The sequence below is a fragment of the Pseudomonas sp. genome (genome assembly GCF_051660785.1).
Classification (GTDB): Bacteria; Pseudomonadota; Gammaproteobacteria; order Pseudomonadales; family Pseudomonadaceae; genus Aquipseudomonas.
The window spans coordinates 47,876-72,092 of sequence record NZ_JBOFQE010000111.1; the positions used below are offsets into that span (position 1 = coordinate 47,876).

The following is a 24,217-nucleotide window of genomic DNA, read 5'->3' on the forward strand; positions in this document are numbered from 1 at the left end:
GAATTCCCATGTTCGTGCACAAGACCGCACTGTTCAGTGCAATCACCACGGCCCTGCTGGCCAGCGCCAGCCTCCAGGCCGCCGAACCGCTGAAAGCCGTCGGTGCCGGCGAAGGTCAGCTGGATATCGTGGCGTGGCCCGGCTATATCGAACGTGGCGAAAGCGACAAGGCTTACGACTGGGTGACCGGTTTCGAGAAGGAAACCGGCTGCAAGGTCAATGTGAAGACTGCGGCGACGTCCGATGAGATGGTCAGCCTGATGTCCAAGGGCGGTTACGACCTGGTGACAGCGTCGGGCGATGCCTCGTTGCGGTTGATCGCCGGCAAGCGTGTGCAGCCTATCAACACCGCGTTGATCCCGAACTGGAAGAACATCGACCCTCGCCTCAAGGACGGGCCTTGGTACGTCGTCAATAAACAAACCTATGGCACCCCGTATCAGTGGGGTCCGAACGTGTTGATGTACAACACCAATGTCTTCAAGACCGCCCCGGACAGCTGGAGCGTAGTGTTTGAAGAGCAGACCCTGCCGGACGGCAAGTCCAACAAGGGCCGGGTCCAGGCATACGACGGCCCGATCTACATCGCCGATGCGGCGCTCTATCTCAAAGCGAAACAGCCGGAACTGGGGATCAAAGACCCCTACCAGCTCAACGAAGCGCAATACAAAGCGGTACTGGACCTGCTTCGCAAGCAGCAGCCTTTGATCCACCGCTACTGGCATGACGCGACCGTGCAAATGAGCGACGTCAAAAACGAAGGTGTCGTGGCTTCCAGCACCTGGGGCTACATGGTCAATGGGCTGGTGGCGGACAAGCAGCCTGTTGCTTCGGTCATTCCCAAGGAAGGTGCGACGGGCTGGGCCGACACCACCATGCTGCACGCCGACGCCAAGCACCCGAACTGCGCCTACAAGTGGATGGACCATTCGCTGCAACCGAAAGTCCAGGGTGACCTGGCGGCCTGGTTCGGTTCGTTGCCGTCGGTTCCTGAGGGTTGCAAAGCGAGCGAGCTGCTCGGCGCAGAGGGTTGCAAAACCAACGGTTTCGACCAGTTCGAGAAAATCGCCTTCTGGAAAACCCCGCAGGCTGAAGGCGGCAAGTTCGTGCCGTACAGCCGCTGGACCCAGGACTACATCGCGATCATGGGTGGCAGATAGATCTCGGAAACGACTCGGTCGGCTCCCTTTCCCCCTCTCCCCTGTGGGGCGGTCCGACGTTTCGGGAGGGCTGGGGTGAGGGGTGGTTTTTGACTCCACCTCGATTCCTGGGAATGACCGACACCGCGGCCCTCACCCCCCGCCCTCTCCCGGAGGGAGAGGGAGCTAAAAGCAGGTCGCGTACACCGCAACGATTCAGATTTTTCAGATGTCCTGGCAGGGCCGCTGTGATGGCCCTCGCCTTTTCGGAGCACCGCACCATGACGCTTGCAGTCCAGTTCACCAACGTTTCCCGTCAGTTCGGCGAAGTGAAGGCCGTTGACCGGGTTTCCATCGATATCCAGGACGGCGAGTTCTTTTCCATGCTGGGCCCTTCCGGTTCGGGCAAAACCACGTGTTTGCGCCTGATCGCCGGTTTTGAACAACCGAGCGCAGGCTCTATCCGGATTCATGGCGAAGAAGCCGCCGGGCTGCCGCCGTATGAGCGTGACGTCAACACGGTGTTTCAGGATTACGCGCTGTTCCCGCACATGAACGTACTCGACAACGTCGCCTACGGTTTGAAAGTCAAAGGCGTCGGTAAAGCCGAACGCCATAAACGTGCTGAAGAAGCCCTCGACATGGTCGCCCTCGGCGGCTACGGCGAGCGCAAACCGGTGCAACTCTCCGGCGGTCAGCGCCAGCGCGTGGCCCTGGCCCGCGCCCTGGTCAATCGCCCTCGCGTCTTGCTGCTCGACGAGCCGTTGGGTGCCCTCGATCTGAAGCTGCGCGAACAGATGCAAAGCGAGTTGAAAAAGCTGCAACGCCAGCTCGGCATCACCTTCATCTTCGTCACCCACGACCAGACCGAAGCGCTGTCGATGTCCGACCGCGTGGCCGTGTTCAACAAGGGCCGCATCGAGCAGGTCGACACACCGCGAAATCTCTACATGAAACCGGCGACCACTTTTGTTGCTGAATTCGTCGGCACCTCCAACGTGATTCGCGGTGATCTGGCGAAGCAATTGAGCGGCAACCCACAGCCGTTTTCGATTCGCCCGGAACACGTGCGTTTCGCCGAAGGCCCGCTGGCCAGTCACGAGATTGAAGTCAGCGGCTTGCTCCACGACATTCAGTACCAGGGCAGCGCCACGCGCTATGAACTGAAACTGGAAAATGGCCAGACCCTCAATATCAGCCAGGCCAACGTACAGTGGCTGGACGTCAGCGCCCAGCACCAGACCGGGCAACGCATCAGCGCACGCTGGGCGCGCGAGGCGATGATCCCGTTGCACGACACCGTTGTCGGCGGGGTGTGAGATGACCAGCGTGGCTATCCCTCAAACCCCGGCCGGCGGATCGCCGTTACGCAGGTTTTCCAACCTGCTGTATCGCCGACCGAATTTTTACCTGTCGCTGCTGCTGGTGCCGCCGCTGCTGTGGTTCGGCGCGATCTACCTCGGTTCGCTGCTGGTGTTGCTGTGGCAAGGCTTCTACACCTTCGATGACTTCACCATGGCGGTCACGCCGGACCTGACCCTGGCGAATTTCGCCGCGCTGTTCCAGCCGTCGAACTTCGACATCATCCTGCGTACGCTGGGCATGGCCGTCGTCGTCTCGATCGCCAGCGCCATCGTCGCGTTCCCGATTGCCTATTACATGGCGCGTTACACCACCGGCAAGACCAAGGCATTTTTCTACATCGCGGTGATGATGCCGATGTGGGCCAGTTACATCGTCAAGGCCTACGCCTGGACCTTGCTGCTGGCCAAAGGCGGCGTGGCGCAGTGGTTCGTACAACACTTGGGACTGGAGCCGGTTTTACAGTTCGTGCTGGGCATTCCGGGGGTGGGCGGCAGCACCTTGTCGACCTCGCACCTGGGCCGTTTCATGGTGTTCGTCTACATCTGGCTGCCGTTCATGATCCTGCCGATCCAGGCTTCGCTGGAACGTCTGCCGCCATCACTGTTGCAAGCCTCGGCCGACCTTGGAGCAAAGCCGCGCCAGACCTTCATGCAGGTGATTCTGCCGCTGTCGATTCCGGGCATCGCGGCCGGTTCGATCTTCACCTTTTCCCTGACCCTGGGCGACTTCATCGTGCCGCAACTGGTGGGCCCGCCGGGTTACTTCGTCGGCAGCATGGTTTATGCACAGCAAGGCGCGATCGGCAACATGCCGATGGCGGCGGCCTTCACGCTGGTGCCGATTGTGTTGATCGCCATTTACCTGACTATCGTCAAACGATTGGGGGCCTTCGATGCACTCTGACTCTTCATCACAAGGGCAGGCTTCCATCGGATTGAAAATCGCAGCCTGGGGCGGGTTGGTGTTTCTGCACTTCCCGATCCTGATCATCTTCCTCTACGCCTTCAACACCGAAGACGCGGCGTTCAGCTTTCCGCCCAAGGGTTTCACCCTGAAGTGGATCGGCGTGGCGTTCTCCCGTCCCGACGTGCTGGAAGCGATCAAGCTGTCGCTGCAGATTGCGACCGTCGCGACCTTGATCGCATTGGTCCTCGGCACGCTCGCGTCGGCGGCGTTGTACCGGCGGGATTTCTTCGGCAAGCAAGGCATCTCGCTGATGTTGATTTTGCCAATCGCGTTGCCGGGGATTATTACCGGGATCGCATTGCTGGCGACCTTCAAGACTTTGGGGATCGAGCCGGGGATGTTCACCATCATCGTCGGCCACGCGACCTTCTGCGTAGTGATCGTCTACAACAACGTCATCGCCCGTTTGCGCCGCACTTCGCACAGCTTGATCGAGGCGTCGATGGACCTCGGTGCCGATGGCTGGCAGACCTTCCGCTACATCGTCCTGCCGAACCTCGGCTCGGCAATGCTGGCCGGCGGCATGCTCGCGTTTGCGCTGTCGTTCGACGAAATCATCGTCACCACCTTCACCGCCGGGCATGAACGCACGTTGCCGCTGTGGCTGCTCAACCAGCTCAGTCGCCCACGGGACGTGCCGGTGACCAACGTCGTCGCGATGCTGGTGATGATGGTGACCATGCTGCCGATTCTCGGCGCCTATTACCTGACCCGGGGAGGTGAAAGCGTTGCGGGGAGTGGCGGGAAGTAAATTCATAACAGACACCACTATCCCCTGTGGGAGCGAGCCTGCTCCGGGCGGCGTTCCGACGATGAGGCCATCACATTCAGCATGGATGGTGGCTGACACACCGCCATCGTCGGATCGCCGCCCGGAGCCGGCTCGCTCCCACAGGGTCGGGTTTCAAAACAAGAACTGCTTTGAAGAGGACAAATGCCATGCAAACCAAACTCTTGATCAACGGCCAACTGATCGACGGCGACGGCCCCGCCCAACCGGTATTCAACCCAGCCCTCGGTCGTGTGCTGGTGGAAATCAACGAAGCCAGCGAAGCCCAGGTCGATGCCGCCGTGCGTGCCGCCGATGCCGCCTTCGAAGGCTGGTCGCAAACCACGCCGAAAGAACGCTCGCTGCTGCTGCTCAAACTCGCCGACGCCATCGAAGCCCACGGCGAAGAGCTGGCCAAGCTGGAATCGGACAATTGCGGCAAACCCTACAGCGCCGCGCTGAACGACGAGATCCCGGCGATTGCCGACGTGTTCCGTTTCTTTGCCGGCGCCAGCCGTTGCATGAGCGGTTCGGCGGGCGGCGAATACTTGTCAGGCCACACCTCGATGATCCGCCGCGACCCGGTCGGGGTGATCGCCTCCATCGCGCCGTGGAACTACCCGCTGATGATGGTCGCCTGGAAAATCGCCCCGGCCCTCGCCGCCGGTAATACCGTGGTGCTCAAGCCGTCGGAACAAACCCCGTTGACCGCATTGCGTCTGGCTGAACTGGCGTCGGAAATATTCCCGGCCGGCGTGCTCAACCTGGTCTTCGGCCGTGGTCCTACCGTGGGCAGCCCGCTGGTCACCCACCCGAAAGTGCGCATGGTCTCGCTGACCGGTTCGATAGCCACCGGTTCGAACATCATTTCCAGCACCGCCGACAGCGTCAAACGCATGCACATGGAACTGGGCGGCAAGGCCCCGGTGATCATCTTCGACGACGCCGATATCGACGCCGCCGTGGAAGGCATTCGCACCTTCGGTTTCTACAACGCCGGCCAGGATTGCACCGCCGCCTGCCGCATCTACGCGCAGGAAGGTATCTACGACAAATTCGTCGAGAAACTCGGCGAAGCGGTCAGCAGCATCAAGTACGGGTTGCAGGATGATCCGTCGACCGAGCTGGGTCCGTTGATCACTGCACAGCACCGTGACCGCGTGGCCGGGTTTGTCGAACGTGCCGTGGCGCAACCGCATATTCGTTTGGTCACTGGCGGCAAGGCTGTGGAGGGGAATGGGTTTTTCTTCGAACCGACTGTGTTGGCGGACGCTCAGCAGGACGACGAAATCGTTCGTCGCGAAGTGTTCGGGCCGGTGGTGTCGGTGACCAAATTCACCGATGAAGCACAAGTGCTGGGTTGGGCCAACGATTCGAACTACGGCCTGGCGTCGTCGGTCTGGACCTCGGATGTCGGTCGTGCGCATCGCTTGTCGGCACGCTTGCAGTACGGCTGCACCTGGGTGAACACGCACTTCATGCTGGTCAGCGAAATGCCCCACGGCGGTCAGAAATTGTCCGGTTACGGGAAGGACATGTCCATGTACGGGCTGGAGGACTACACCGTCGTTCGGCATGTGATGTTCAAGCACTGAAAATGCATCGCAGGCAAGCCAGCTCCCACAGGGATTGCGCTGAACCTGTGGGAGCCGGGCTTGCCCGCGATGGTGTCACCCCGGTTTCAAGGCAGAAACCGGCACCACGCACCACCAGGTTCCAAAGCAGAAAACCAAAACAATAACCACCGATCCGGGCAGTGCCTCTACGGCCCCGCCACGGTTTCGGACATCCGAAATCTGCCGATTTTCCGGAGCTGACACACCATGACTACACCCGAACTTTCCCCATCTGTTGCCGACAGCGATGCCGAGCAACTACGCAAGCTGGGCTACACCTCGAACTTCAATCGCAGCATGAGCCTGTGGGAAAACTTCGCCCTGGGCTTCACTTATCTCTCTCCGGTCGTAGGGGTTTATACCCTGTTCGGCCTGTGCCTGGCCGCCGGTGGGCCACCGATGTTCTGGGCCTATTTGCTGGTCGGTTGCGGCCAGTTGCTGGTGTGCCTGATCTTCGGCGAAGTGGTCTCGCAATTCCCGATTTCCGGTGGCGTCTACCCGTGGGCTCGGCGCCTGGTGGGCAAGCGCTGGGCGTGGATGGTCGGCTGGATCTACTCCATCGCCCTGTGCGTCACCATCGCTGCTGTTGCGGTGGGTGCCGGTCCGTACCTGGCCGCGATGATGGGCTTTGAACCGAGCAATAACACCAACATCGTCATCGCATTGTTCCTGACGCTGTTCGCCACCCTGGTCAACCTCAGCGGCACCAAAGTGCTGGCGCGGATCGCCATGTTCGGCTTCCTCTGCGAACTGGTCGGCGCAGTTATTGTTGGCGTTTACCTGCTGATCTTCGAGCGTCACCAGTCGATCAGCGTGTTGTTCAACACCTTCGATATCAGCATCGACGGCTCGTACTTGCCGGCCTTCCTCACCGCCTCGCTGGCGGGAATGTTCCTGTACTACGGCTTCGAGGCCTGCGGCGATGTCGCCGAAGAAACCCCGAACCCGAGTAAACAGATTCCGGTGGCCATGCGCATGACCATCTACATCGGCGGCGTCGCGGCAATGTTCGCCTGCCTGGCGCTGATCCTCGCCGTACCGGACATGCAAGCCGTGATCAACGGCACCGACAAAGACCCGGTCACCACCATCCTCAACAACGCCTTCGGCCCGGTCGGCTCGAAAGTGGTCATGGGCGTGGTGATGATTTCCTTCATCTCCTGTGTCATCAGCCTGCAAGCGGCGGCGAGTCGTCTGCTGTATTCCTACGCCCGGGATGAAATGGTCATCGGCAGCTCACTGCTGAAAAAGATCTCTCCTACGACACAAGTACCCGTTGCTGCGCTATTCGTGTCCGGCGTCCTGCCCGCGTTGATCATTATTCTTGGCTTCTTCCTGCAAGACGCCGTGGCAACCATCGTCAGCTTCGCCGCGATCGGCATCTACCTGGCGTTCCAGATGATCGTGCTCGCGGCGCTTTATGCGCGCATGAAAGGCTGGAAACCGAGCGGCAAATTCACCCTCGGCGCTTGGGGTTGGGCGGTGAACATCGGCGCGCTGGTTTACGGCGTCGGCGCAATCATCAACATGGCCTGGCCGCGTACGCCGGATGCGGCGTGGTACATCAACTATGCGATGGTGTTGAGTACGGCGATCGTGATTGGGTTGGGGTTGATTTACATGTGGTTGGCCAAGCCGTATGACCATGGGACGGCGCCTGCGGGGGATGCATGGAAGGTTAGTCGGTAAGGTTTTACCCTTTCGGTACCATTAGTGGTGCCGGCGCTGAAACATCCCCTTTCTCTCACTTCTAGAGAAAGGGGAGTCAGTTACAGCTATTGACTGAAGAGAAAGCCATCAAAGTAACAGTTCTGCTTGATCGTGTTTCAGCAAAGATATGCGATCGAAAAGCTTGATTTTTTCATCTGCCTTTTGTTTAGCGTAATCCGACATAAACGCTACAAGCTCCTCAAGCTGACTCACATCCCCTACCACCTTGAAGGCTTTTTCTTTATTAACGAAAACGAGCGACTTTTTCTTTCGAGACAAAAGTTCAATTACGTTACTCAGTGTCCCAGTACTTTTTGCATCCCATATCATCAAGCCGTAATCAGCGGCCTCAGCCATGACAACATCCTTCGCCGTAAAAAAAGCTCGCGACCCTTTGGAGTGCTTGGTTTCCACTGTTCTAGCCGGCCATTTCCCCAGATTGTTTCGCGGGACCACGCCACTGCAATAAATAGTAGTTTTAGATCGAGTCAAGCTCAATAAATACTCTTGAATAGATGTGTCGGCTCCGCCTGCGTCACCAACCACGACATCAAACTCTGAATCAACGATATTATTGATACGCTCTTTAACCTTCGGATCAAGGTGTTTGATAGTAATAGAGCCCGCAATAAATACTGTTGTCATCTATCTCATTTCCAAGTTAATGCCGCGACGTAGATTTTCCCAACCTTGGGATACTTACGCAAAGCAGCACAGGCGGCATCCATTGACGCCCCGCTGTCAAACAAATCATCAACAACCAAAACATTCCAACAGCCTGTACTGGTAATTTGATCATTCACACTAAAGCTAGCACCAATAGCAGCAACCTTTTCAACCTTGGAATGCAAATCTTTAAGCGATTGCCCCGTAGCGGACTTTCGGAGTAAATCCGAGAATACAGGCTTTCCGATTATTCGCCCTAGCTCCATCGCCACCTCAGTAACGGGTTGTCTTGCACGTACATTCGAAGCCGGCATAGGGACTACGAATCCTACTTGAGTAAGCTTAGGTAAAACATTCGCAGCTACAGCTTGAGCAAGAGGGCCCACCTGGCTCCAATCCTTCTGGTATTTGAGCTGGTAGGTTGCCTGTCCTACCTCGGTACGATGGTTATCGAATCGGGGGTTTCCGTGCTCATCGTCCCCTAGAAAGGTACTACTTATCATGTGCTTGTCCAGCACCCATCCCAAGTCCCAAGGTCCGTTGATCTGTTTGAGGGATACTTTCAAGGCGTTCTCCATTTTTAAGCCTGTCCGTTAAGCACCGAAATTTCCTTGGCGCTTTTTGACCATAGGCAATGAAAAACAGAGATTCCAGTCAAACGCCGCGTGGCGCTGACTCTTATGCAAAAACAGGAAATTCCTACAGACCGAACCTTCCGGTAAAAGCTCCAATTCCTACAACATGCGGCGCCAGAGTAGACTTGGCGCCGCGAGCGCCTGACCGATAGGCTTTACCTCGTCGCTGCCAAATCAGCGACCCGGTGTCGAAGCCGGAACAAGTCAAAACGGTGCTTGCGTGCCCCCATAGAACTGCGGCTGTTTTATGCCTTCAGTTCTGTTTTATGGCGGGCCGTGTGGCGCGGGCCTTTCGGCTTCCGTTTTGATTGGAAGTGTCCCGACTTCGAACGCCACTCGGTTCGCCACCCAACCTGTCGAAGGGTTGGTGGCGACTTTCCTACTCAAAACGGAAGTCACTTCATGTCAGCACACGCTCAAAACTCGCTTCTTCCTCATTTCACCCCCACCGTCTTCACCCGCCACAACCGCTTCCTCCACGCTTTCATGCAGGACAACCAAGCCTGGTTCTGCGTCCAGGATCTCGGTCGCTTGATGGGCCGCCCGATGGACCAACGCCTCACCCTAAAACTCGATCCCGATCAACGCCGATACGTCTGGTTGCTGAAGGACGGCAAAACCGTCGAATCATTGATGGTCAGCGAATCGGGAATGTATGCCCTGCTAGTCCATCATTTCATCCCGGAAAACCGAAACCTGCGCCAATGGTTGAGCAACGAAGTCATCCCCGTGCTGCGTGATTCGAGTGCGCCATCTGTGGATAACATTCCAAGCCTGAGTTCATTGCAGTGGGCAGGCATCTCGGTGCCGCTGTTGCATTGGCAGCATCAAGCGTGGATCAAGTGGCGGGACATGCCCGATCTGATGCAGTCACAACGACCGTTCACGATCGTGGGCACTTGCAGTTGAAGGTAGGGTGAAAGTATGAAAAAGGGGCAGACTTCACAGTCCGCCCCTTGCGTTTATCACTCAAAACCGCGAAACACTCCGCATCGCATCCACCAGATACCGCATCGCAATCCGGTCGCTTTCCGACAATTCTCGGTACCGCTCCAACAGCTTCATTTCGTCCGAATTGAGTCGATGCCTTCGCCGCCCGGTTGCCAGGCAGGGAAAGATTCCTAACATTTCGGTGATGCCTTGTACTTTCGTCATGGACGATGTCCTTCTATAAGACCGAGAAAACTTCAAAAACCGCATCGCCCTATCCTTTTATTAGTCGCCGGCCTGAAGGGCAGAAACCGGCCATGAACACAGAATAGGAAGATTCCCGGCGCTGAAAAGCGGTTTTTAGAGTAATTAGTCAAAAAAAGCAGAAATGCCCTATAAATCAGAAAGTGCTGTCGGAAAACTTTACCGACATTTCTTGTTTCATTGCCGCATCATCAAAGTGCTACCAATCATTTTTTCTCTGCGACCGAACGGTTTAAGCTAATTGGCATCTGTTTAAAGTCCGTTGCGTTTGGCCGAAGGCATGTCCGAACCGATATTTTTGATCCAGCACGTGCCAGGAACGGCGCGGGATTGTTCACGACAGGTTTTACTTATGCATCGCAGGAATTTGCTCAAAGCGTCCATGGCCATCGCTGCCTACACCGGCTTGTCCGCCACCGGTCTGCTGGCCGCCCGTGCATGGGCGGGCACAGGCACCGCGGATGGCGAGGCCCAGGCATTTGATTTCGAGGCACTGAAGATTCAGGCCAAGCAACTCGCCGGCAATCGCTATCAGGACACCAAGCAGGTGCTGCCGCCGACGCTGGCGACCATGACGCCGCAGAATTTCAATGCGATCCGCTACGACGGCAACCACTCGCTGTGGAAAGACCTGAACGGTCAGCTGGACGTGCAGTTTTTCCACGTCGGCATGGGCTTCAAGCAGCCGGTGCGCATGTACAGCGTCGATCCCAAGACGCGTCAGGCCCGTGAAGTGCATTTCCGCCCTTCCCTGTTCAACTATGAAAAAACCACGGTCGACACCAAGCAGCTCACTGGCGACCTGGGGTTTTCCGGGTTCAAACTGTTCAAGGCCCCGGAACTGGACCGGCATGACGTGTTGTCCTTCCTCGGCGCCAGTTATTTCCGTGCGGTAGACGCCACCGGCCAGTACGGTCTGTCGGCCCGCGGGCTGGCGGTCGATACCTACGCCAAGAAGCGTGAGGAGTTCCCGGACTTCACCAAGTTCTGGTTCGAGACCCCAGGCAAGGACAGCACCCGCTTCGTGGTGTATGCGCTGCTGGATTCGCCGAGCGCGACCGGCGCCTACCGCTTTGATATCGATTGCCAGGCCGAACGCGTGGTCATGGAAATTGACGCTCATATCAATGCGCGCACCGCCATCGAACAACTGGGCATCGCACCGATGACCAGCATGTTCAGCTGCGGCACCCACGAGCGCCGCATGTGCGACACCATTCACCCGCAAATCCACGACTCCGACCGACTGGCCATGTGGCGCGGCAACGGCGAGTGGATCTGCCGGCCGCTGAACAACCCGGCGACCCTGCAGTTCAACGCCTTCGCCGACACCGATCCGAAAGGTTTCGGCCTGGTGCAGACCGATCATGAGTTCGCCAATTATCAGGACACTGTCGACTGGTACAGCAAGCGTCCAAGCTTGTGGGTAGAACCTACGACTGCGTGGGGCGAAGGCTCTATCGATCTGTTGGAAATTCCTACAACCGGCGAAACCCTGGATAACATCGTCGCGTTCTGGACCCCGAAAAAGCCGGTCGCGGCCGGTGACTCCCTGAACTACGGCTACAAGCTCTACTGGAGCGCGTTGCCACCGGTGAGCACGCCGCTGGCCCGGGTCAACGCGACCCGTTCGGGCATGGGCGGCTTCATTGAAGGCTGGGCGCCAGGCGAGCATTACCCGGAGGTCTGGGCACGCCGGTTTGCCGTGGACTTCACCGGTGGCGGCCTGGACCGTTTGCCGGAAGGTGCGGGGATCGAGCCGGTGGTGACCTGCTCGAACGGGCAGGTGAAGGATTTCAACGTGCTGGTGCTGGATGACATCAAGGGTTATCGGATTACCTTCGATTGGTACCCGACCAATGACAGCGTGGCGCCGGTTGAGCTCCGGTTGTTCATTCGCACCAATGACCGGACGTTGAGCGAGACCTGGTTGTACCAGTATTTCCCTCCGGCGCCGGACAAGCGTAAGTACACCTGAAATTAAGAGGTTGTCTGGGCCGGCCCCATCGCGAGCAGGCTCGCTCCCACAGGGGTTCTTCGTTGGATACAAAATTTGTGTTTTATGGAGATCCAATGTGGGAGCGAGCCTGCTCGCGATGACGGACTGACAGGCAACAACCATTCCGGCACAGAAACAAAAAGCCCCGATCACATCGATCGGGGCTTTTTGGTTTTACAGCAGCATTCAGTCGCGCAAATCCGACTCGTGGATCGGCTGATCCCGGTGCGTCGCCCGCTGATACTGCGCCGGCCAAATGGCCTTGCGACCGCCCAGATCATCATCGGCATGCAGCGGCCAATACGGATCGCGCAACAGTTCCCGCGCGAGGAAGATGATGTCGGCCTGGCAGGTGCGCAATATGTGCTCGGCCTGGGCGGGCTCGGTAATCATTCCTACCGTGCCGGTGGCGATGCCTGACTCCTTGCGTACACGTTCGGCAAAGCGGGTCTGGTAGCCGGGCCCTGTAGGAATTTCCGCGTTGGCCGCCGTTCCACCCGACGAAACGTCTATCAGGTCCACGCCCAAATTTTTCAGGCGTCGCGCCAACTCAACTGTTTCATCCGGGTTCCAGCCGTCTTCCACCCAATCGGTGGCCGACACCCGCACAAACACCGGCAGCTCCTCAGGCCAGACCGCACGTACCGCTTCGGTGACTTGCAGCACCAGCCGGATCCGGTTTTCGAACGAACCGCCGTATTGATCGCGCCGCTGATTGCTCAGGGGTGAAAGAAACTGATGCAACAGGTAACCGTGAGCGGCGTGGATTTCGACCACTTTGAAACCGGCAGTCAGCGCCCGCTTGGCCGAGGCGACAAAGGCCTGGATGACGTCGGCGATCGCGCTTTCATCAAGCTGCTTCGGATGTGTGTGCTGGGGATCGAAAGCAATCGGCGACGGCCCCACCGGCACCCAGCCACCGTCTTCGGGTTTGACGCTGCCATGCTTGCCGATCCACGGCCGATGGGTGCTGGCCTTGCGCCCGGCGTGCGCCAGCTGAATGCCAGCCACGGCGCCCTGAGCGGCGATGAAGCGCGTGATGCGTTGCAGGGGTTCGATCTGCTCGTCATTCCACAAGCCGAGGTCTTCGGCGGTGATGCGCCCGTCGGCCGTGACCGCCGTGGCTTCGGTAAAAATCAGACCGGCGCCGCCGACGGCGCGGCTGCCGAGGTGGACCAGATGCCAGTCATTGGCCAGTCCATCGACGCTTGAGTACTGGCACATTGGGGATACGGCAATGCGGTTGAGCAGGGTCAATTGACGAAGGGTATAGGGTTCAAGCAGCAGACTCATGGGGCACCTCTCGAATCAGTGGGCAGGCTCCAGGGTTCTGTTTGAAAAGTCGACGAGTGACAGGAAAAAGGCGCAGCACCCGCCCCCGCGGGCAAAAATTGGACAAGACGTCACAAGGATAATCAAGCAGTGCTTAGAGCCTAGTCGACATCGGGGGATGAGGGAGGGTTCCGAGGTATTCGGTGTCAGAAAGATCGCTTTCGCGGGCAAGCCCGCTCCCACAGTTATCGGGTTGAACCCAATTTCTATGATCAACCTGATACCTGTGGGAGCGAGCCTGCTCGCGATAGGGTCACCGCGGTTCGATGTGGGCAATCATCAGTTGCACCGTCTCGTTCCCGCGAAATTCGTTGAGGTCGAGTTTGTAGGCCAGTTCCACCCATTTGATCGTCGGATTCGGCCAGATGTCGCGGTCGATACCGAAGGCAATTCCATCGAGCTTCACCGAGCCGCATTCGCTTCTCAGCACCACTTTGAGGTGTCGCTCACCGACCACGCGCTGTTCAACCAACTGAAACACGCCATGAAACAGCGGCTCAGGGAAATGCTGGCCCCAAGGCCCGGCATGGCGCAGGGCGCGGGCCAGTTCAAGATGAAATTCTTCGACCGCCAAAACCCCGTCCGACAGCAATCGCCCGGTCAAGTCTTCTTCGCGCAATTGCCTGCGCACTTCAGCGTCGAAGGCCTCGGCGAACAACGGAAAATTCGCTTCCGGCAAGGTCAGACCGGCCGCCATGGCGTGGCCGCCGTACTTGCTGATCAGGTTCGGATGCTGCGCGGCCACCACGCTCAAGGCATCACGAATGTGAAATCCCTGAACAGAACGCCCCGAGCCCTTGAGCAAACCATCGCCGGCATCGGCAAAGGCAATGGTCGGACGGAAATAACGCTCTTTCATACGCGAGGCGAGGATGCCGATGACACCCTGGTGCCATTCGGGATCAAACAGGCACAGGCCAAACGGCATCGATTCGACCGGCAGATCCTTCAACTGAGCCAGCGCTTCACGCTGCATGCCCTGCTCGATGGATTTGCGGTCCTGGTTCATGCCGTCGAGCTGCACGGCCATTTCCCGCGCCAGCCCCGCGTCGTCGGTGATCAGGCATTCGATGCCCAGGCTCATGTCATCGAGGCGCCCGGCCGCATTCAAGCGCGGGCCGACAATGAAGCCCAGGTCGGTGGAGGTGATGCGCGCCGGTTCGCGCTTGGCCACTTCGAGAATCGCCTTGATGCCCGGACGGGCTCGGCCGGCGCGAATCCGCTCCAGGCCTTGGTGCACCAGGATTCGGTTGTTGGCATCCAGCGGCACCACGTCGGCGACGCTGCCCAGCGCCACCAGGTCCAGCAACTCGCCGATGTTTGGCTGCGGCGTGCTCGCGTACCAGCCGAGGCTGCGCAGCCTTGCGCGCAGGGCCATCAACACATAGAAAATCACCCCGACGCCGGCCAATGCCTTGCTCGGAAATTCGCAACCGGGCTGGTTCGGATTGACGATGGCGTCGGCCAGCGGCAGTTCGTCGCCGGGCAAGTGGTGGTCGGTGACCAGCACGTTCAGGCCTGCCTTTTTCGCCGCCGCCACGCCTTCGACACTGGAGATGCCGTTGTCGACGGTGATCAGCAACTGAGGCGTGCGCGTCAGCGCCACTTCAACGATTTCCGGGGTCAGACCATAGCCGTACTCGAATCGGTTCGGCACCAGATAATCGACATGCGCCGCGCCCAACAGGCGCAAACCCAACACGCCCACGGTACTGGCGGTCGCGCCATCAGCGTCGAAATCCCCGACAATCAGAATCCGCTGGCGCTGTTCCAGCGCCGTCACCAGCAAATCCACCGCCGCGTCGATGCCCTTGAGCTGCTGGAACGGAATCAGCCGCGCCAGGCTCTTGTCCAGTTCCCCCTCCGATTGCACGCCCCGCGCCGCGTAAAGACGCGTCAGCAGCGGCGGCAGATCACCGAGGAATGGCAGGGTGTCGGGCAACAGGCGAGGTTCGATGCGCATGGGGTGACAGGTGCTTCTCTTGAATACGTAGGATAAAACCGGATAACGCGAATGAACGGCGAAATATCAGCCGCGTTCGCCGCTCAGCCACTGCAACTGGACTTCATGCTGACCACGGTCGTCGGTGACGAAAATCGTCCCTTCGCTGATCATCACGTCCCACTTGATAACGCGGGGCATGTCTTTGGCCAGGGTTTCCAGGATGTCCTGCGGAACCGCCGCGATGTGCACGTTTTTCAGATTTTTGATCGCCGGAATCACTTTGGTTTCCCAGACGCGCAGGCTGCCGTAGGCCAGCAGGCTGGTGCGCTCTGTACGGCGCGAGCACCAGGTCAGGCGATCGGCGTCTGGCTGACCGACTTCGATCCAGTGCAGGACACGGTCGTCCAGGCTCTTTTCCCACAGGGCTGGTTCATCCACGTCTGACAGACCGCGTCCGAACGACAGTTGCTCGTTGTACCAGAAAGCGTAGGCCAGCAGCCGCACGGTCATGCGCTCTTCGGTTTCCGAAGGGTGACGGGCGATGGTCTGCTTCACGGTCTCGTAAACGCTGCGGTCGAGGTCGGTGAGGTTCAGTTCAAACTTGTAGGTCGTGGACGGCTGGGCCATGAACGGGCTTCTTGATACGAGGAAAGGCGGCAAGTCTAACCGATGCAGTAGGCAATCAACGAATTGAAGGCGATCAACCTTGGTCGTCTGACATTCGGCTATGTTAAAAGGCTATATCCGCTCAGCCCTTGTCCTACAGGATCCAGCATGCCGTTCACCGCCAAACCGCTCTCAGGTCTGAAAGTCATCGAATTGGGCACCTTGATCGCCGGGCCGTTTGCCTCGCGCATTTGCGGTGAGTTCGGTGCCGAAGTGATCAAGATCGAATCCCCCGACGGCGGTGATCCGCTGCGCAAATGGCGAAAACTCTACGAAGGCACCTCGCTGTGGTGGTTCGTCCAGGCCCGCAACAAAAAGTCCCTGACCCTGAATCTGAAACACCCGGAAGGCCTGGCGATTCTGAAAAAACTGCTCAGCGAAGCGGACATCCTGATCGAGAACTTTCGCCCCGGCGTGTTGGAAAAGCTCGGCCTGAGCTGGGAAGTCTTGCACGCCCTCAACCCGAAACTGGTCATGGTGCGGCTGTCGGGGTTCGGCCAGACCGGGCCGATGAAAGATCAGCCCGGTTTCGGCGCCGTCGGCGAATCCATGGGTGGCCTGCGCTACATCACCGGTTTCGAAGACCGGCCACCGGTGCGCACCGGGATTTCCATCGGTGACTCGATTGCCGCGCTGTGGGGTGTGATCGGCGCGCTGATGGCGTTGCGTCATCGCGAGGTCAACGGCGGCCAGGGCCAGGTGGTGGACGTGGCGCTGTATGAGGCGATCTTCGCCATGATGGAAAGCATGGTGCCGGAGTTCGACGTGTTCGGCTTCATCCGCGAACGCACCGGCAACATCATGCCGGGCATCACGCCCTCCTCAATCCACACCAGCGCCGACGGCAAGCATGTGCAGATTGGTGCCAATGGCGACGCGATCTTCAAACGCTTCATGCTCATCATCGGTCGCGAAGACCTGGCCAACGACCCGGTGTTGGCCAGCAACGACGGGCGCGACAGTCGCCGCGACGAGATTTACGGGGTGATCGATCGCTGGGTCAATTCGCTGCCGCTGGACACCGTGCTCGCGCTGCTGAATCAGGCCGATGTACCCGTCAGCCGGATCTTCAGCGCCGAAGATATGTTCAGCGATCCGCAGTACCTGGCCCGGGAAATGTTCCTGCAGGCCAAGCTGCCGGACGGTAAAGACTTCAAGATGCCGGGGATTGTGCCGAAACTCTCTGAGACACCCGGCGATTGCGAATGGGTCGGGCCACAACTGGGTGAGCACAACGCACAGGTACTCCAGGAACTTGGCTATAACGCATCGCAGATTGCACAGCTGCACAAAGACGGGGCCATCTAAGCTGAGGCCCCGGCCAGCGCAGTCCATCAGACTCTGCCTGACGCATGGCGGGAGGGTGGTGCGCGCGTTGCTGGTTACGCTCGTGCTCGCCGGGTTGGCTCCGCCGGCGATGGCGCATCCCAAGGAAACGCTGATCTGGCTGATGCGCGATCTGCCGCCACTGACCATTTTCGAAGGACCGAAAAAAGGCCAGGGGGTCATCGATAAACTGTTGCCGCTTTTAATCGCCGGTATGCCGCAATACGAACACACGCTGATGCGGGTCAATCGCGCTCGCGGTTTGCAAATGCTTCACGAGCCGTCCCTCACCTGCGACGCGGCCTTGAACAAAAGCAAGGAGCGTGAGCGCTGGATCGCGTTTTCCATTCCGGTTTTCCGAGCCATGAGTAACGGCGTTGCGGTACGACGTGTGGATCGTGAGGCGCTGACACCCTTTATCAAGGATGGCGAACTAGACTTGGCCGCCCTGCTCGCCAGTGGCCGTGAGAAGCTGGGCATCATTGCCGAGCGCAACTACGGCGAGTACCTCGACGCGTTGCTCAAGCAAGCACCGCCCGACGCGCTGACGCTGCACTACGGCAACGATGCCCTGGGCAGTCTCCTGCAAATGCAACGCCTGGGGCGCTTGCGCCTGCTGCTGGGCTATCGTCCGGAAATTCGCTATCAGGCCCAGCAACAGGGAATCGCGGAGGATGAGCTGCAGTTTTTCCCGATTCGTGGTGCGGAGAAATTCCTGTCCGGCTTCATCGGCTGCACCGACACACCCATGGGTCGCCAAGCGATTGTCGAGATCAACCAGCTATTGCGCAAACTGCCTCGCGACCACTTGAGCGAGGCCTACGCCGAATGGCTCGACCCGGAAAGTCGCAGCGCCTACCTTGAAGAAGCCCGGATGTTTTTCGAGCATCAGGCGCAGCAGTGACAAATCGCAGGCAAAAGAAACCCCGAGAAGTGGGGAGACGACTCGGGGTTAAACGTGGCCTACATAAAGACCAGTAGCAGCAAGCTACAAGCACCGGAGCACAATGCTTGATCCTGCTGTTACATGGTCTGACGACCTGTGTGCAGGAAGGTTCCCACAAAAGATCAATTCAATTTCGACGGGCCAGAATCTTGTCCTGTGCGGCATGACGCAAAGCCGCGATGACGCAAGGTTCCAGCCGTCCTTCGGCAATCAGCACGTCGCGGTGCAAGCCGTCGACGACATCCGTCAGCAGACGGTAATCGCTTAACTGGGCTTGATTGAACGCCCGCTCGACCACGATCGCGCCGGTCGCATTCTTCAGTGTCACCAGGCATTCGCCATGGGCGCCCGACGGGGTCAGCGTGACCTGATACGGGCTCAGAGCCTCACCGAGCAATAGACTGATACTTTCCATCTCGATCACCACTCAATAGTCCGAAAACAAAGTGCCTGGGGCGTGTTCACAGTAAGTGACCATCGGCCCGAGAAGAAAGTTCTGGATTCCAGGAGCAGACGCGTCGGCGTCTCTGGTCGATAGAGCATGCACGGCAAAGATGACAGGGAAAAAACAGGCGGTTCACCCGTGCCTTGTCCGCTGGCCGATATCGGTCCATCCCCCGAGCAATCCTCGCAACCGGCCGTCGGCGCTGTAGAACGGTACTGTCCACTGGTAGATGTCCCTGACACCGTCGTGGAACAGCAATTGACGTTCACTGAATCGGGGCTTGCGTGTGCTAAGTTGGGCGATGAATTCCGCATGCAGGAGTTCGGCAGTCTCTTGCGGCAAGACATCGAGTTCGATCAGCCGTCGTCCCTGAATCTGGTCGAAACGGGTCGATAAACCTTCCTCATAACTTTTGTTGCACATAATCAGGCGCCCTTCCAGATCACGCACAAACATCGGATCGGGCATGGCATCCATCAAGGCATGCTGGAAGGCGAGTTGATCACTGAGACTTTTCTCGGCCTCCAGCCGGCACTTGATCAATACCGTGAGGCGCCGGTTCCAGAGCAATGAAAGCATGCCGAACAGGCTGACGATAACAATGCCCCAACATCCCCAATGCGTCAGCCGTTGCCAGGCAGTAGGCTTGCGCACCGGGGTAATGCCGTCGAGCCACTTCAGGCGAATGGCGCGCAACTCGGCAGGTGGAAAGGCCTCAAGCGCCTTGTTGAGGATGCTCAACAACTGCGGTTGACCTTTGCGTACCGTCAGGTAGTCCGGGTCCCACTTTCCCTCCAGCGAATGCCACACCTGGAGTTGTCCTGATGGATAGAGCTGTGCGCCGATTTCGTTTTCGATGGTGGCGAAGGCTTCGCCACTTTCGACCAGTGCTCGAGCCTCCGCATAGGTTTTGACCGAGCGCAGTTCGATAGACGGATAGGTGCGACGAATCTCGGACTCCAGCGCATGCCGTGCCGGAAGCACCAGGACTTTTTTCGCCAGCTGCTCCAGAGATTGAGCTCCAGGTCTCCCTGCCCGACCGACCAACACCCAGCCGGAGCCACCGAACGCACGACTGAAATCCATGATGACCTTGCGTTCGTCATTCATCGCCAGCGTCGTGCTCAGGTCCGCCGCGCCGGTTTCCAGTCGCTCAATCAACTGAGCGGTGGAAAACGACTCTTCATGAACAAACTGCAAGCCCGTCATGGCACTGATGCGATTGAGCAGATCGTTGTTCAAACCGCTCCATTGACCGTGCTCATCCTTGAACAGATAAAGCGGGTACTGCACCGACGTCACAATGACTTGCGGGTGTTCGGCAATCCATTGCAGTTCCTGGTCGTCCAGCTGGATCGCCCCGCCGACACCTGCCTCCATGGAATCAGTTGCCGCCAATTGCGCTGCCAGCACCATCGGGGCCAAACCCAGGGTGCCGACTAAAAACATCCAGCACACGGCTGGTTTTAATCTTCTGAAAAACAGCATTGCCACTTCCTTGGTGATCAACTCGCCCGTCCTTCATCGGGCGACTCTTCAAGTACGAATCACGGCAAGTGTGGCATGCATAAATGAGAAAGCCCGTCAGGAGACGGGCTTCAAAATGTGACAGGTTTTAGCGGTTACAGAGGCTTGCCGCGGTTGCCATGCTGGCTGACAAAGGCCTGCACGGCTTTCAAATCATTCGGCAACACGGTGCAACGCTCATCTCTCTCAAACAAATCAGAAAGATGTGCAGGGAGTTCAAGCGCTTTTCCTACGCCAGCTTTCTCCACTGCATCCGGGAATTTGACCGGATGGGCCGTGCCGAGAATCACCATTGGAATATCCAGGCTACGACGGCATTCGCGCGCAGCCTTCACACCGATGGCGGTGTGCGGGTCGAGCAGCTCGCCGGTTTGCTCGTAGACTTCGGCAATGGTTTCGCAGGTTTGAGCGTCATCCACGGCCAGTGAATCGAACAGCTTGCGGGCTTCGGTCCAGCGTTCCTGTTCGACGCTGAAGCCGCCACCTTGCTTGAAGTTGTCCATCAGGCCGGCAATGGCCGCGCCGTTGCGCCCGTGCAGGTCGAACAGCAGGCGTTCGAAGTTCGAAGACACCATGATGTCCATCGACGGCGACAGCGTGGCGTGCAGGGTTTCCTTGACGTACTGATTGCCGCTCATGAAGCGGTGCAGGATGTCGTTGCGGTTGGTGGCGACGATCAACTGATTGATCGGCAGGCCCATGTTGCGCGCCAGGTAACCGGCGAAGATGTCGCCGAAGTTGCCGGTCGGCACCGAGAACGACACCGAACGTGCCGGCCCGCCCAACTGCAGGGCTGCGTGGAAGTAGTAAACAATCTGGGCCATGATCCGCGCCCAGTTGATCGAGTTCACCGCCACCAGACGCGTGCCTTTGAGGAAGCTCTGGTCGGCGAAGCTCGCCTTGACCATTTCCTGGCAGTCATCGAAGTTGCCTTCGATGGCGATGTTGTGGATGTTCTCGCCAAAAATGGTGGTCATCTGCCGACGCTGCACTTCGGACACGCGGTTGTGCGGGTGCAGGATGAAGATGTCGACGTTTTCGCAGTGCTTGCAGCCTTCGATGGCAGCCGAACCGGTGTCACCAGAGGTGGCGCCGACGATGACCACGCGCTCACCGCGTTTCTCCAGCACGTAGTCGAGCAAGCGACCGAGCAGTTGCAGGGCAAAGTCCTTGAACGCCAGGGTCGGGCCGTGGAACAACTCCAGTACCCATTCGTTGCCGTTCAACTGACGCAGTGGTGCCACGGCGTTATGCGAGAACACGCCATAAGTCTCTTCCAGAATCTTTTTGAAATCGGCATCCGGGATGCTGCCGGTCACGAACGGGCGCATCACCCGGAAGGCCAGTTCGTGGTACGGCAGGCCGGCCCAGGAAGCGATTTCTTCCTGGGTGAAACGTGGCAGGTTTTCCGGAACGTACAGACCGCCGTCGGTGGCGAGACCGGCCAGCAGGACGTCTTCGAAATTCAGGGCCGGTGCCTGGCCGCGGGTACTGATATAACGCATGACTGGCTCCAATAGACAGTGTTCGCAACCCGGGCCCGCACGCAGGCCCGGTGAACGATAACGGCTTAGTTCAGGTGCTCGACGCGGATCCGTACGACCGGACCGACCACGCCTGTCAGGGCTTCGAGGGCGGCGATCGCGTCGTTCATGTGCTGTTCCAGCACGCGATGAGTCAGCAGGATCATCGGCACCAGACCGTCATGCTCTTCGACTTCTTTCTGCATGATCGATTCGATGTTGATGCCGCGCTCCGACAGGATGCTCGCCACCTGAGCCAACACGCCCGGATGGTCCTTGGCCTGAATGCGCAGGTAGTAGGCGCTTTCGCAGGCTTCGATCGGCAGGATCGGATGCGCCGACAGCGAGTCCGGCTGGAAGGCCAGGTGCGGCACACGGTTCTCCGGGTCGGAGGTCATGGCGCGAACCACGTCCACCAGGTCGGCGATCACCGACGAAGCGGTCGGCTCCATGCCGGCACCCGCGCCGTAGAACAGGGTCGAACCGGCAGCGTCACCGTTGACCATCACCGCGTTCATCACGCCGTTGACGTTGGCGATCAGACGATCGGCCGGGATCAGCGTCGGGTGCACGCGCAACTCGATGCCCGAAGCGGTGCTGCGAGCGACGCCGAGGTGCTTGATGCGATAGCCCAGCGCTTCAGCGTAATTCACGTCAGCGGTGGTCAGCTTGGTGATGCCTTCGGTGTAGGCCTTGTCGAATTGCAGCGGGATGCCGAAAGCGATGGAAGCCAGGATCGTCAGCTTGTGAGCTGCATCGATGCCTTCAACGTCGAACGTCGGATCGGCTTCGGCGTAACCCAGAGCTTGTGCCTCGGCGAGTACGTCTTCGAAGGTGCGACCCTTCTCGCGCATTTCGGTGAGGATGAAGTTGCCGGTGCCGTTGATGATGCCGGCGACCCAGTTGATGCGGTTGGCCGACAGGCCTTCACGGATCGCCTTGATCACCGGAATGCCACCGGCCACCGCTGCTTCGAACGCCACAATCACGCCTTTCTCGCGAGCCTTGGCGAAAATTTCATTACCGTGAACAGCGATAAGCGCCTTGTTCGCGGTGACCACATGCTTGCCATTCTCGATGGCCTTGAGTACCAGCTCGCGGGCAACGGTGTAGCCGCCCATCAGCTCTATAACGATGTCGATCTCAGGGTTCGTGGCCACTTCGAAGACATCGTTGGTAATCGCAATACCGGTCGTTTGGAACTGAGGCTTTGGCGTGCGCATGGCAATTTGTGCCACTTCGATTCCACGCCCGGCACGACGAGCAATTTCCTCGGCGTTGCGCTGAAGTACGTTGAAGGTACCGCCACCGACGGTCCCTAACCCACAGATGCCTACTTTGACCGGTTTCACTGTGAACTCCCCATAAAACGGCCGACTCAAGGCCGGCCGTGAAAACAGCCGCATGCTCGCGGCTCTCTATTAATGGCCCGGCGATGTTGCTGCCGGACCATGATCGTCAAAGGCTGGCCGTGACGATACGAATTTATTTCGCGCCCAGCGCCAGTTTGGCGACTTGTGGCGCAGGCTGGTAGCCCGGAATGACCTGACCGTCAGCCAAAACGATGGCCGGTGTACCGTTCACGCCGATCGACTGGCCGAGGGCGAACTGTTTGGAAACCGGGTTCTCGCACTTGGCGGCCTTGATTTCCTTGCCATCGACCATTTTGTCCATGGCCGCCTTCTTGTCTTTCGAGCACCAGACCGCTTGCAGCTGTTCGTCACCCGGCGAGCCCAGGCCCTGGCGCGGGAACGCGACGTAACGCACTTCGATGCCGCGCTTGTTCAGCTCCGGCACTTCGGCGTGCAGTTTGTGGCAGTACGGGCAAGTGGTGTCGGTGAACACCGTGATGTGCGACTTGGTTTCGCCGATCGCCGGGTAGACCACGGTTTCCGCGACTGGAATGGCGTTGACCAGTTTGGACACGCCCAGGCGTTCGGTCTTCTCGGTCAGGTTGACCGGTTTGCCATCCTTGAGCTGGAACATGTAGCCCTGAACCACGTATTGACCGTCGGCGCTGGCGTAGAGCACGCGGCTGCCTTGCAGTTTGACTTCATACAGGCCCGGCAGCGGACTGGCGGAGATGCTTTCTACCGGCACTTCGAGCTGGAGGTTTTCCAGGCTTTTACGAATGGCTTTGTCGGCCGCGTCATCGGCGACGGCAAAGGTACTGACCAACGCAATGGCTGCGGCGGCGAAAATCTGGGTCAGACGCATGAGAACTCCTGAAGGCGGACAAATGGGACGATCAGAACGCCCGTGCCGAAACACCGGGTCATAACCGCCCATCGTGCAAACCGGCAAAGCCTACCACATAAGGCCCGCGTGGCCGAATGCGCCTGACGCAGGACATTGGGGCAATGCAATCCCCCTGTGGGAGCGAGCCTGCTCGCGATTGCGGTGTATCAGTAAAAGAAGTGTCGACTGACACACCGCAATCGCGAGCAG

General features: G+C 58.8%; 21 protein-coding genes. 10 read left to right on the top strand and 11 right to left on the bottom strand.

All coding sequences use genetic code 11. From position 1 onward, the window contains the following. The first annotated feature begins 8 nt into the window (after window positions 1-8). From ydcS to ACRC4F_RS30465, 6 genes are all read left to right on the top strand, one after another. Window positions 9-1,160, top strand: a complete 1,152-nt coding sequence (ydcS, locus tag ACRC4F_RS30440; RefSeq protein WP_438662632.1) for a putative ABC transporter substrate-binding protein YdcS — start codon at window positions 9-11, stop codon at window positions 1,158-1,160. Window positions 1,161-1,420: 260 nt separating this feature from the next. Continuing rightward, window positions 1,421-2,458 (top strand): ABC transporter ATP-binding protein, encoded by a 1,038-nt coding sequence (locus tag ACRC4F_RS30445; protein ID WP_438662633.1) that lies wholly within the window; start codon window positions 1,421-1,423, stop codon window positions 2,456-2,458. A gap of 1 nt (window position 2,459) precedes the next feature. Beyond that, window positions 2,460-3,407, top strand: a complete 948-nt coding sequence (locus ACRC4F_RS30450; protein ID WP_438662634.1) for an ABC transporter permease — start codon at window positions 2,460-2,462, stop codon at window positions 3,405-3,407. After that, window positions 3,397-4,221 (top strand): ABC transporter permease, encoded by an 825-nt coding sequence (locus ACRC4F_RS30455; protein WP_438662635.1) that lies wholly within the window; start codon window positions 3,397-3,399, stop codon window positions 4,219-4,221. The genes ACRC4F_RS30450 and ACRC4F_RS30455 overlap by 11 nt, the downstream gene beginning before the upstream one ends. A gap of 188 nt (window positions 4,222-4,409) precedes the next feature. Beyond that, window positions 4,410-5,834 carry a gamma-aminobutyraldehyde dehydrogenase gene (locus tag ACRC4F_RS30460; protein WP_438662636.1) on the top strand — a complete coding sequence of 475 codons (1,425 nt, stop codon included), beginning with the start codon at window positions 4,410-4,412 and terminating at the stop codon, window positions 5,832-5,834. Window positions 5,835-6,062: 228 nt separating this feature from the next. Continuing rightward, complete coding sequence (locus ACRC4F_RS30465) at window positions 6,063-7,544, top strand: APC family permease (RefSeq protein WP_438662637.1); 1,482 nt, start codon at window positions 6,063-6,065, stop codon at window positions 7,542-7,544. A 108-nt stretch (window positions 7,545-7,652) separates the two neighbouring features. Here ACRC4F_RS30465 and ACRC4F_RS30470 read toward each other — a convergent pair whose 3' ends face one another. Both ACRC4F_RS30470 and ACRC4F_RS30475 read right to left on the bottom strand, forming a co-directional pair. Continuing rightward, window positions 7,653-8,210: a hypothetical protein gene (locus tag ACRC4F_RS30470; protein ID WP_438662638.1), complete on the bottom strand. Its 558-nt coding sequence runs from the start codon at window positions 8,208-8,210 to the stop codon at window positions 7,653-7,655. A 5-nt stretch (window positions 8,211-8,215) separates the two neighbouring features. Then, window positions 8,216-8,797 (bottom strand): ComF family protein, encoded by a 582-nt coding sequence (locus ACRC4F_RS30475; protein WP_438662639.1) that lies wholly within the window; start codon window positions 8,795-8,797, stop codon window positions 8,216-8,218. Between the two features lie 471 nt (window positions 8,798-9,268). Between ACRC4F_RS30475 and ACRC4F_RS30480 the strand changes: the two genes are divergently transcribed. Further along, window positions 9,269-9,775 carry a BRO-N domain-containing protein gene (locus ACRC4F_RS30480; protein WP_438662640.1) on the top strand — a complete coding sequence of 169 codons (507 nt, stop codon included), beginning with the start codon at window positions 9,269-9,271 and terminating at the stop codon, window positions 9,773-9,775. Between the two features lie 60 nt (window positions 9,776-9,835). Here ACRC4F_RS30480 and ACRC4F_RS30485 read toward each other — a convergent pair whose 3' ends face one another. Next, window positions 9,836-10,021: a hypothetical protein gene (locus ACRC4F_RS30485; RefSeq protein WP_438662641.1), complete on the bottom strand. Its 186-nt coding sequence runs from the start codon at window positions 10,019-10,021 to the stop codon at window positions 9,836-9,838. 391 nt (window positions 10,022-10,412) lie between these two features. Here ACRC4F_RS30485 and ACRC4F_RS30490 point away from each other — a divergent pair, with 391 nt between their 5' ends. Then, window positions 10,413-12,038, top strand: coding sequence for a glucan biosynthesis protein D (locus ACRC4F_RS30490; RefSeq protein ID WP_438662642.1), 1,626 nt, complete (start codon window positions 10,413-10,415; stop codon window positions 12,036-12,038). A gap of 207 nt (window positions 12,039-12,245) precedes the next feature. Here the strand turns inward: ACRC4F_RS30490 and ACRC4F_RS30495 are convergent, their stop codons facing one another. From ACRC4F_RS30495 to ACRC4F_RS30505, 3 genes are all read right to left on the bottom strand, one after another. Next, window positions 12,246-13,352: an NADH:flavin oxidoreductase/NADH oxidase gene (locus ACRC4F_RS30495; protein ID WP_438662643.1), complete on the bottom strand. Its 1,107-nt coding sequence runs from the start codon at window positions 13,350-13,352 to the stop codon at window positions 12,246-12,248. A 292-nt stretch (window positions 13,353-13,644) separates the two neighbouring features. Continuing rightward, window positions 13,645-15,354, bottom strand: coding sequence for a single-stranded-DNA-specific exonuclease RecJ (gene recJ, locus ACRC4F_RS30500; protein WP_438662644.1), 1,710 nt, complete (start codon window positions 15,352-15,354; stop codon window positions 13,645-13,647). Between the two features lie 66 nt (window positions 15,355-15,420). Next, a complete protein-coding gene (locus tag ACRC4F_RS30505) occupies window positions 15,421-15,963 on the bottom strand; it encodes a YaeQ family protein (protein ID WP_150709869.1) in 543 nt (180 codons plus the stop codon). A 147-nt stretch (window positions 15,964-16,110) separates the two neighbouring features. On the opposite strand from ACRC4F_RS30505, the gene ACRC4F_RS30510 reads away from it, so the two are divergent. Together ACRC4F_RS30510 and ACRC4F_RS30515 are read left to right on the top strand one after the other, a co-directional pair. Then, a complete protein-coding gene (locus tag ACRC4F_RS30510; protein ID WP_438662645.1) occupies window positions 16,111-17,310 on the top strand; it encodes a CaiB/BaiF CoA transferase family protein in 1,200 nt (399 codons plus the stop codon). A gap of 109 nt (window positions 17,311-17,419) precedes the next feature. Beyond that, the gene (locus tag ACRC4F_RS30515; RefSeq protein WP_438662651.1) at window positions 17,420-18,232 is read left to right on the top strand and encodes a TIGR02285 family protein; all 813 of its coding nucleotides are present in this window, start codon (window positions 17,420-17,422) and stop codon (window positions 18,230-18,232) included. A gap of 169 nt (window positions 18,233-18,401) precedes the next feature. Here the strand turns inward: ACRC4F_RS30515 and ACRC4F_RS30520 are convergent, their stop codons facing one another. The 5 genes from ACRC4F_RS30520 to dsbC form a co-directional block, all read right to left on the bottom strand. Continuing rightward, window positions 18,402-18,689 (bottom strand): DUF3509 domain-containing protein, encoded by a 288-nt coding sequence (locus tag ACRC4F_RS30520; RefSeq protein WP_438662646.1) that lies wholly within the window; start codon window positions 18,687-18,689, stop codon window positions 18,402-18,404. 162 nt (window positions 18,690-18,851) lie between these two features. Further along, window positions 18,852-20,207 carry a transporter substrate-binding domain-containing protein gene (locus ACRC4F_RS30525; RefSeq protein WP_438662647.1) on the bottom strand — a complete coding sequence of 452 codons (1,356 nt, stop codon included), beginning with the start codon at window positions 20,205-20,207 and terminating at the stop codon, window positions 18,852-18,854. 134 nt (window positions 20,208-20,341) lie between these two features. Beyond that, a complete protein-coding gene (gene thrC / locus ACRC4F_RS30530) occupies window positions 20,342-21,751 on the bottom strand; it encodes a threonine synthase (protein WP_438662648.1) in 1,410 nt (469 codons plus the stop codon). Between the two features lie 65 nt (window positions 21,752-21,816). Next, complete coding sequence (locus ACRC4F_RS30535; protein WP_109635956.1) at window positions 21,817-23,121, bottom strand: homoserine dehydrogenase; 1,305 nt, start codon at window positions 23,119-23,121, stop codon at window positions 21,817-21,819. 133 nt (window positions 23,122-23,254) lie between these two features. Next, window positions 23,255-23,986, bottom strand: a complete 732-nt coding sequence (dsbC, locus tag ACRC4F_RS30540) for a bifunctional protein-disulfide isomerase/oxidoreductase DsbC (RefSeq protein ID WP_438662649.1) — start codon at window positions 23,984-23,986, stop codon at window positions 23,255-23,257. Between the last annotated feature and the right edge of the window lie 231 nt (window positions 23,987-24,217).

Bases quoted from the DNA above. Each gene is read 5' to 3' on its own strand.
- ydcS (WP_438662632.1), top strand. From the start codon at position 9: ATGTTCGTGCACAAGACCGCACTGTTCAGTGCAATCACCACGGCCCTG.
- ACRC4F_RS30445 (WP_438662633.1), top strand. From the start codon at position 1,421: ATGACGCTTGCAGTCCAGTTCACCAACGTTTCCCGTCAGTTCGGCGAA.
- ACRC4F_RS30450 (WP_438662634.1), top strand. From the start codon at position 2,460: ATGACCAGCGTGGCTATCCCTCAAACCCCGGCCGGCGGATCGCCGTTA.
- ACRC4F_RS30455 (WP_438662635.1), top strand. From the start codon at position 3,397: ATGCACTCTGACTCTTCATCACAAGGGCAGGCTTCCATCGGATTGAAA.
- ACRC4F_RS30460 (WP_438662636.1), top strand. From the start codon at position 4,410: ATGCAAACCAAACTCTTGATCAACGGCCAACTGATCGACGGCGACGGC.
- ACRC4F_RS30465 (WP_438662637.1), top strand. From the start codon at position 6,063: ATGACTACACCCGAACTTTCCCCATCTGTTGCCGACAGCGATGCCGAG.
- ACRC4F_RS30470 (WP_438662638.1), bottom strand. From the start codon at position 8,210: ATGACAACAGTATTTATTGCGGGCTCTATTACTATCAAACACCTTGAT.
- ACRC4F_RS30480 (WP_438662640.1), top strand. From the start codon at position 9,269: ATGTCAGCACACGCTCAAAACTCGCTTCTTCCTCATTTCACCCCCACC.
- ACRC4F_RS30485 (WP_438662641.1), bottom strand. From the start codon at position 10,021: ATGACGAAAGTACAAGGCATCACCGAAATGTTAGGAATCTTTCCCTGC.
- ACRC4F_RS30490 (WP_438662642.1), top strand. From the start codon at position 10,413: ATGCATCGCAGGAATTTGCTCAAAGCGTCCATGGCCATCGCTGCCTAC.
- ACRC4F_RS30495 (WP_438662643.1), bottom strand. From the start codon at position 13,352: ATGAGTCTGCTGCTTGAACCCTATACCCTTCGTCAATTGACCCTGCTC.
- recJ (WP_438662644.1), bottom strand. From the start codon at position 15,354: ATGCGCATCGAACCTCGCCTGTTGCCCGACACCCTGCCATTCCTCGGT.
- ACRC4F_RS30505 (WP_150709869.1), bottom strand. From the start codon at position 15,963: ATGGCCCAGCCGTCCACGACCTACAAGTTTGAACTGAACCTCACCGAC.
- ACRC4F_RS30510 (WP_438662645.1), top strand. From the start codon at position 16,111: ATGCCGTTCACCGCCAAACCGCTCTCAGGTCTGAAAGTCATCGAATTG.
- ACRC4F_RS30515 (WP_438662651.1), top strand. From the start codon at position 17,420: ATGGCGCATCCCAAGGAAACGCTGATCTGGCTGATGCGCGATCTGCCG.
- ACRC4F_RS30520 (WP_438662646.1), bottom strand. From the start codon at position 18,689: ATGGAAAGTATCAGTCTATTGCTCGGTGAGGCTCTGAGCCCGTATCAG.
- ACRC4F_RS30525 (WP_438662647.1), bottom strand. From the start codon at position 20,207: ATGCTGTTTTTCAGAAGATTAAAACCAGCCGTGTGCTGGATGTTTTTA.
- thrC (WP_438662648.1), bottom strand. From the start codon at position 21,751: ATGCGTTATATCAGTACCCGCGGCCAGGCACCGGCCCTGAATTTCGAA.
- dsbC (WP_438662649.1), bottom strand. From the start codon at position 23,986: ATGCGTCTGACCCAGATTTTCGCCGCCGCAGCCATTGCGTTGGTCAGT.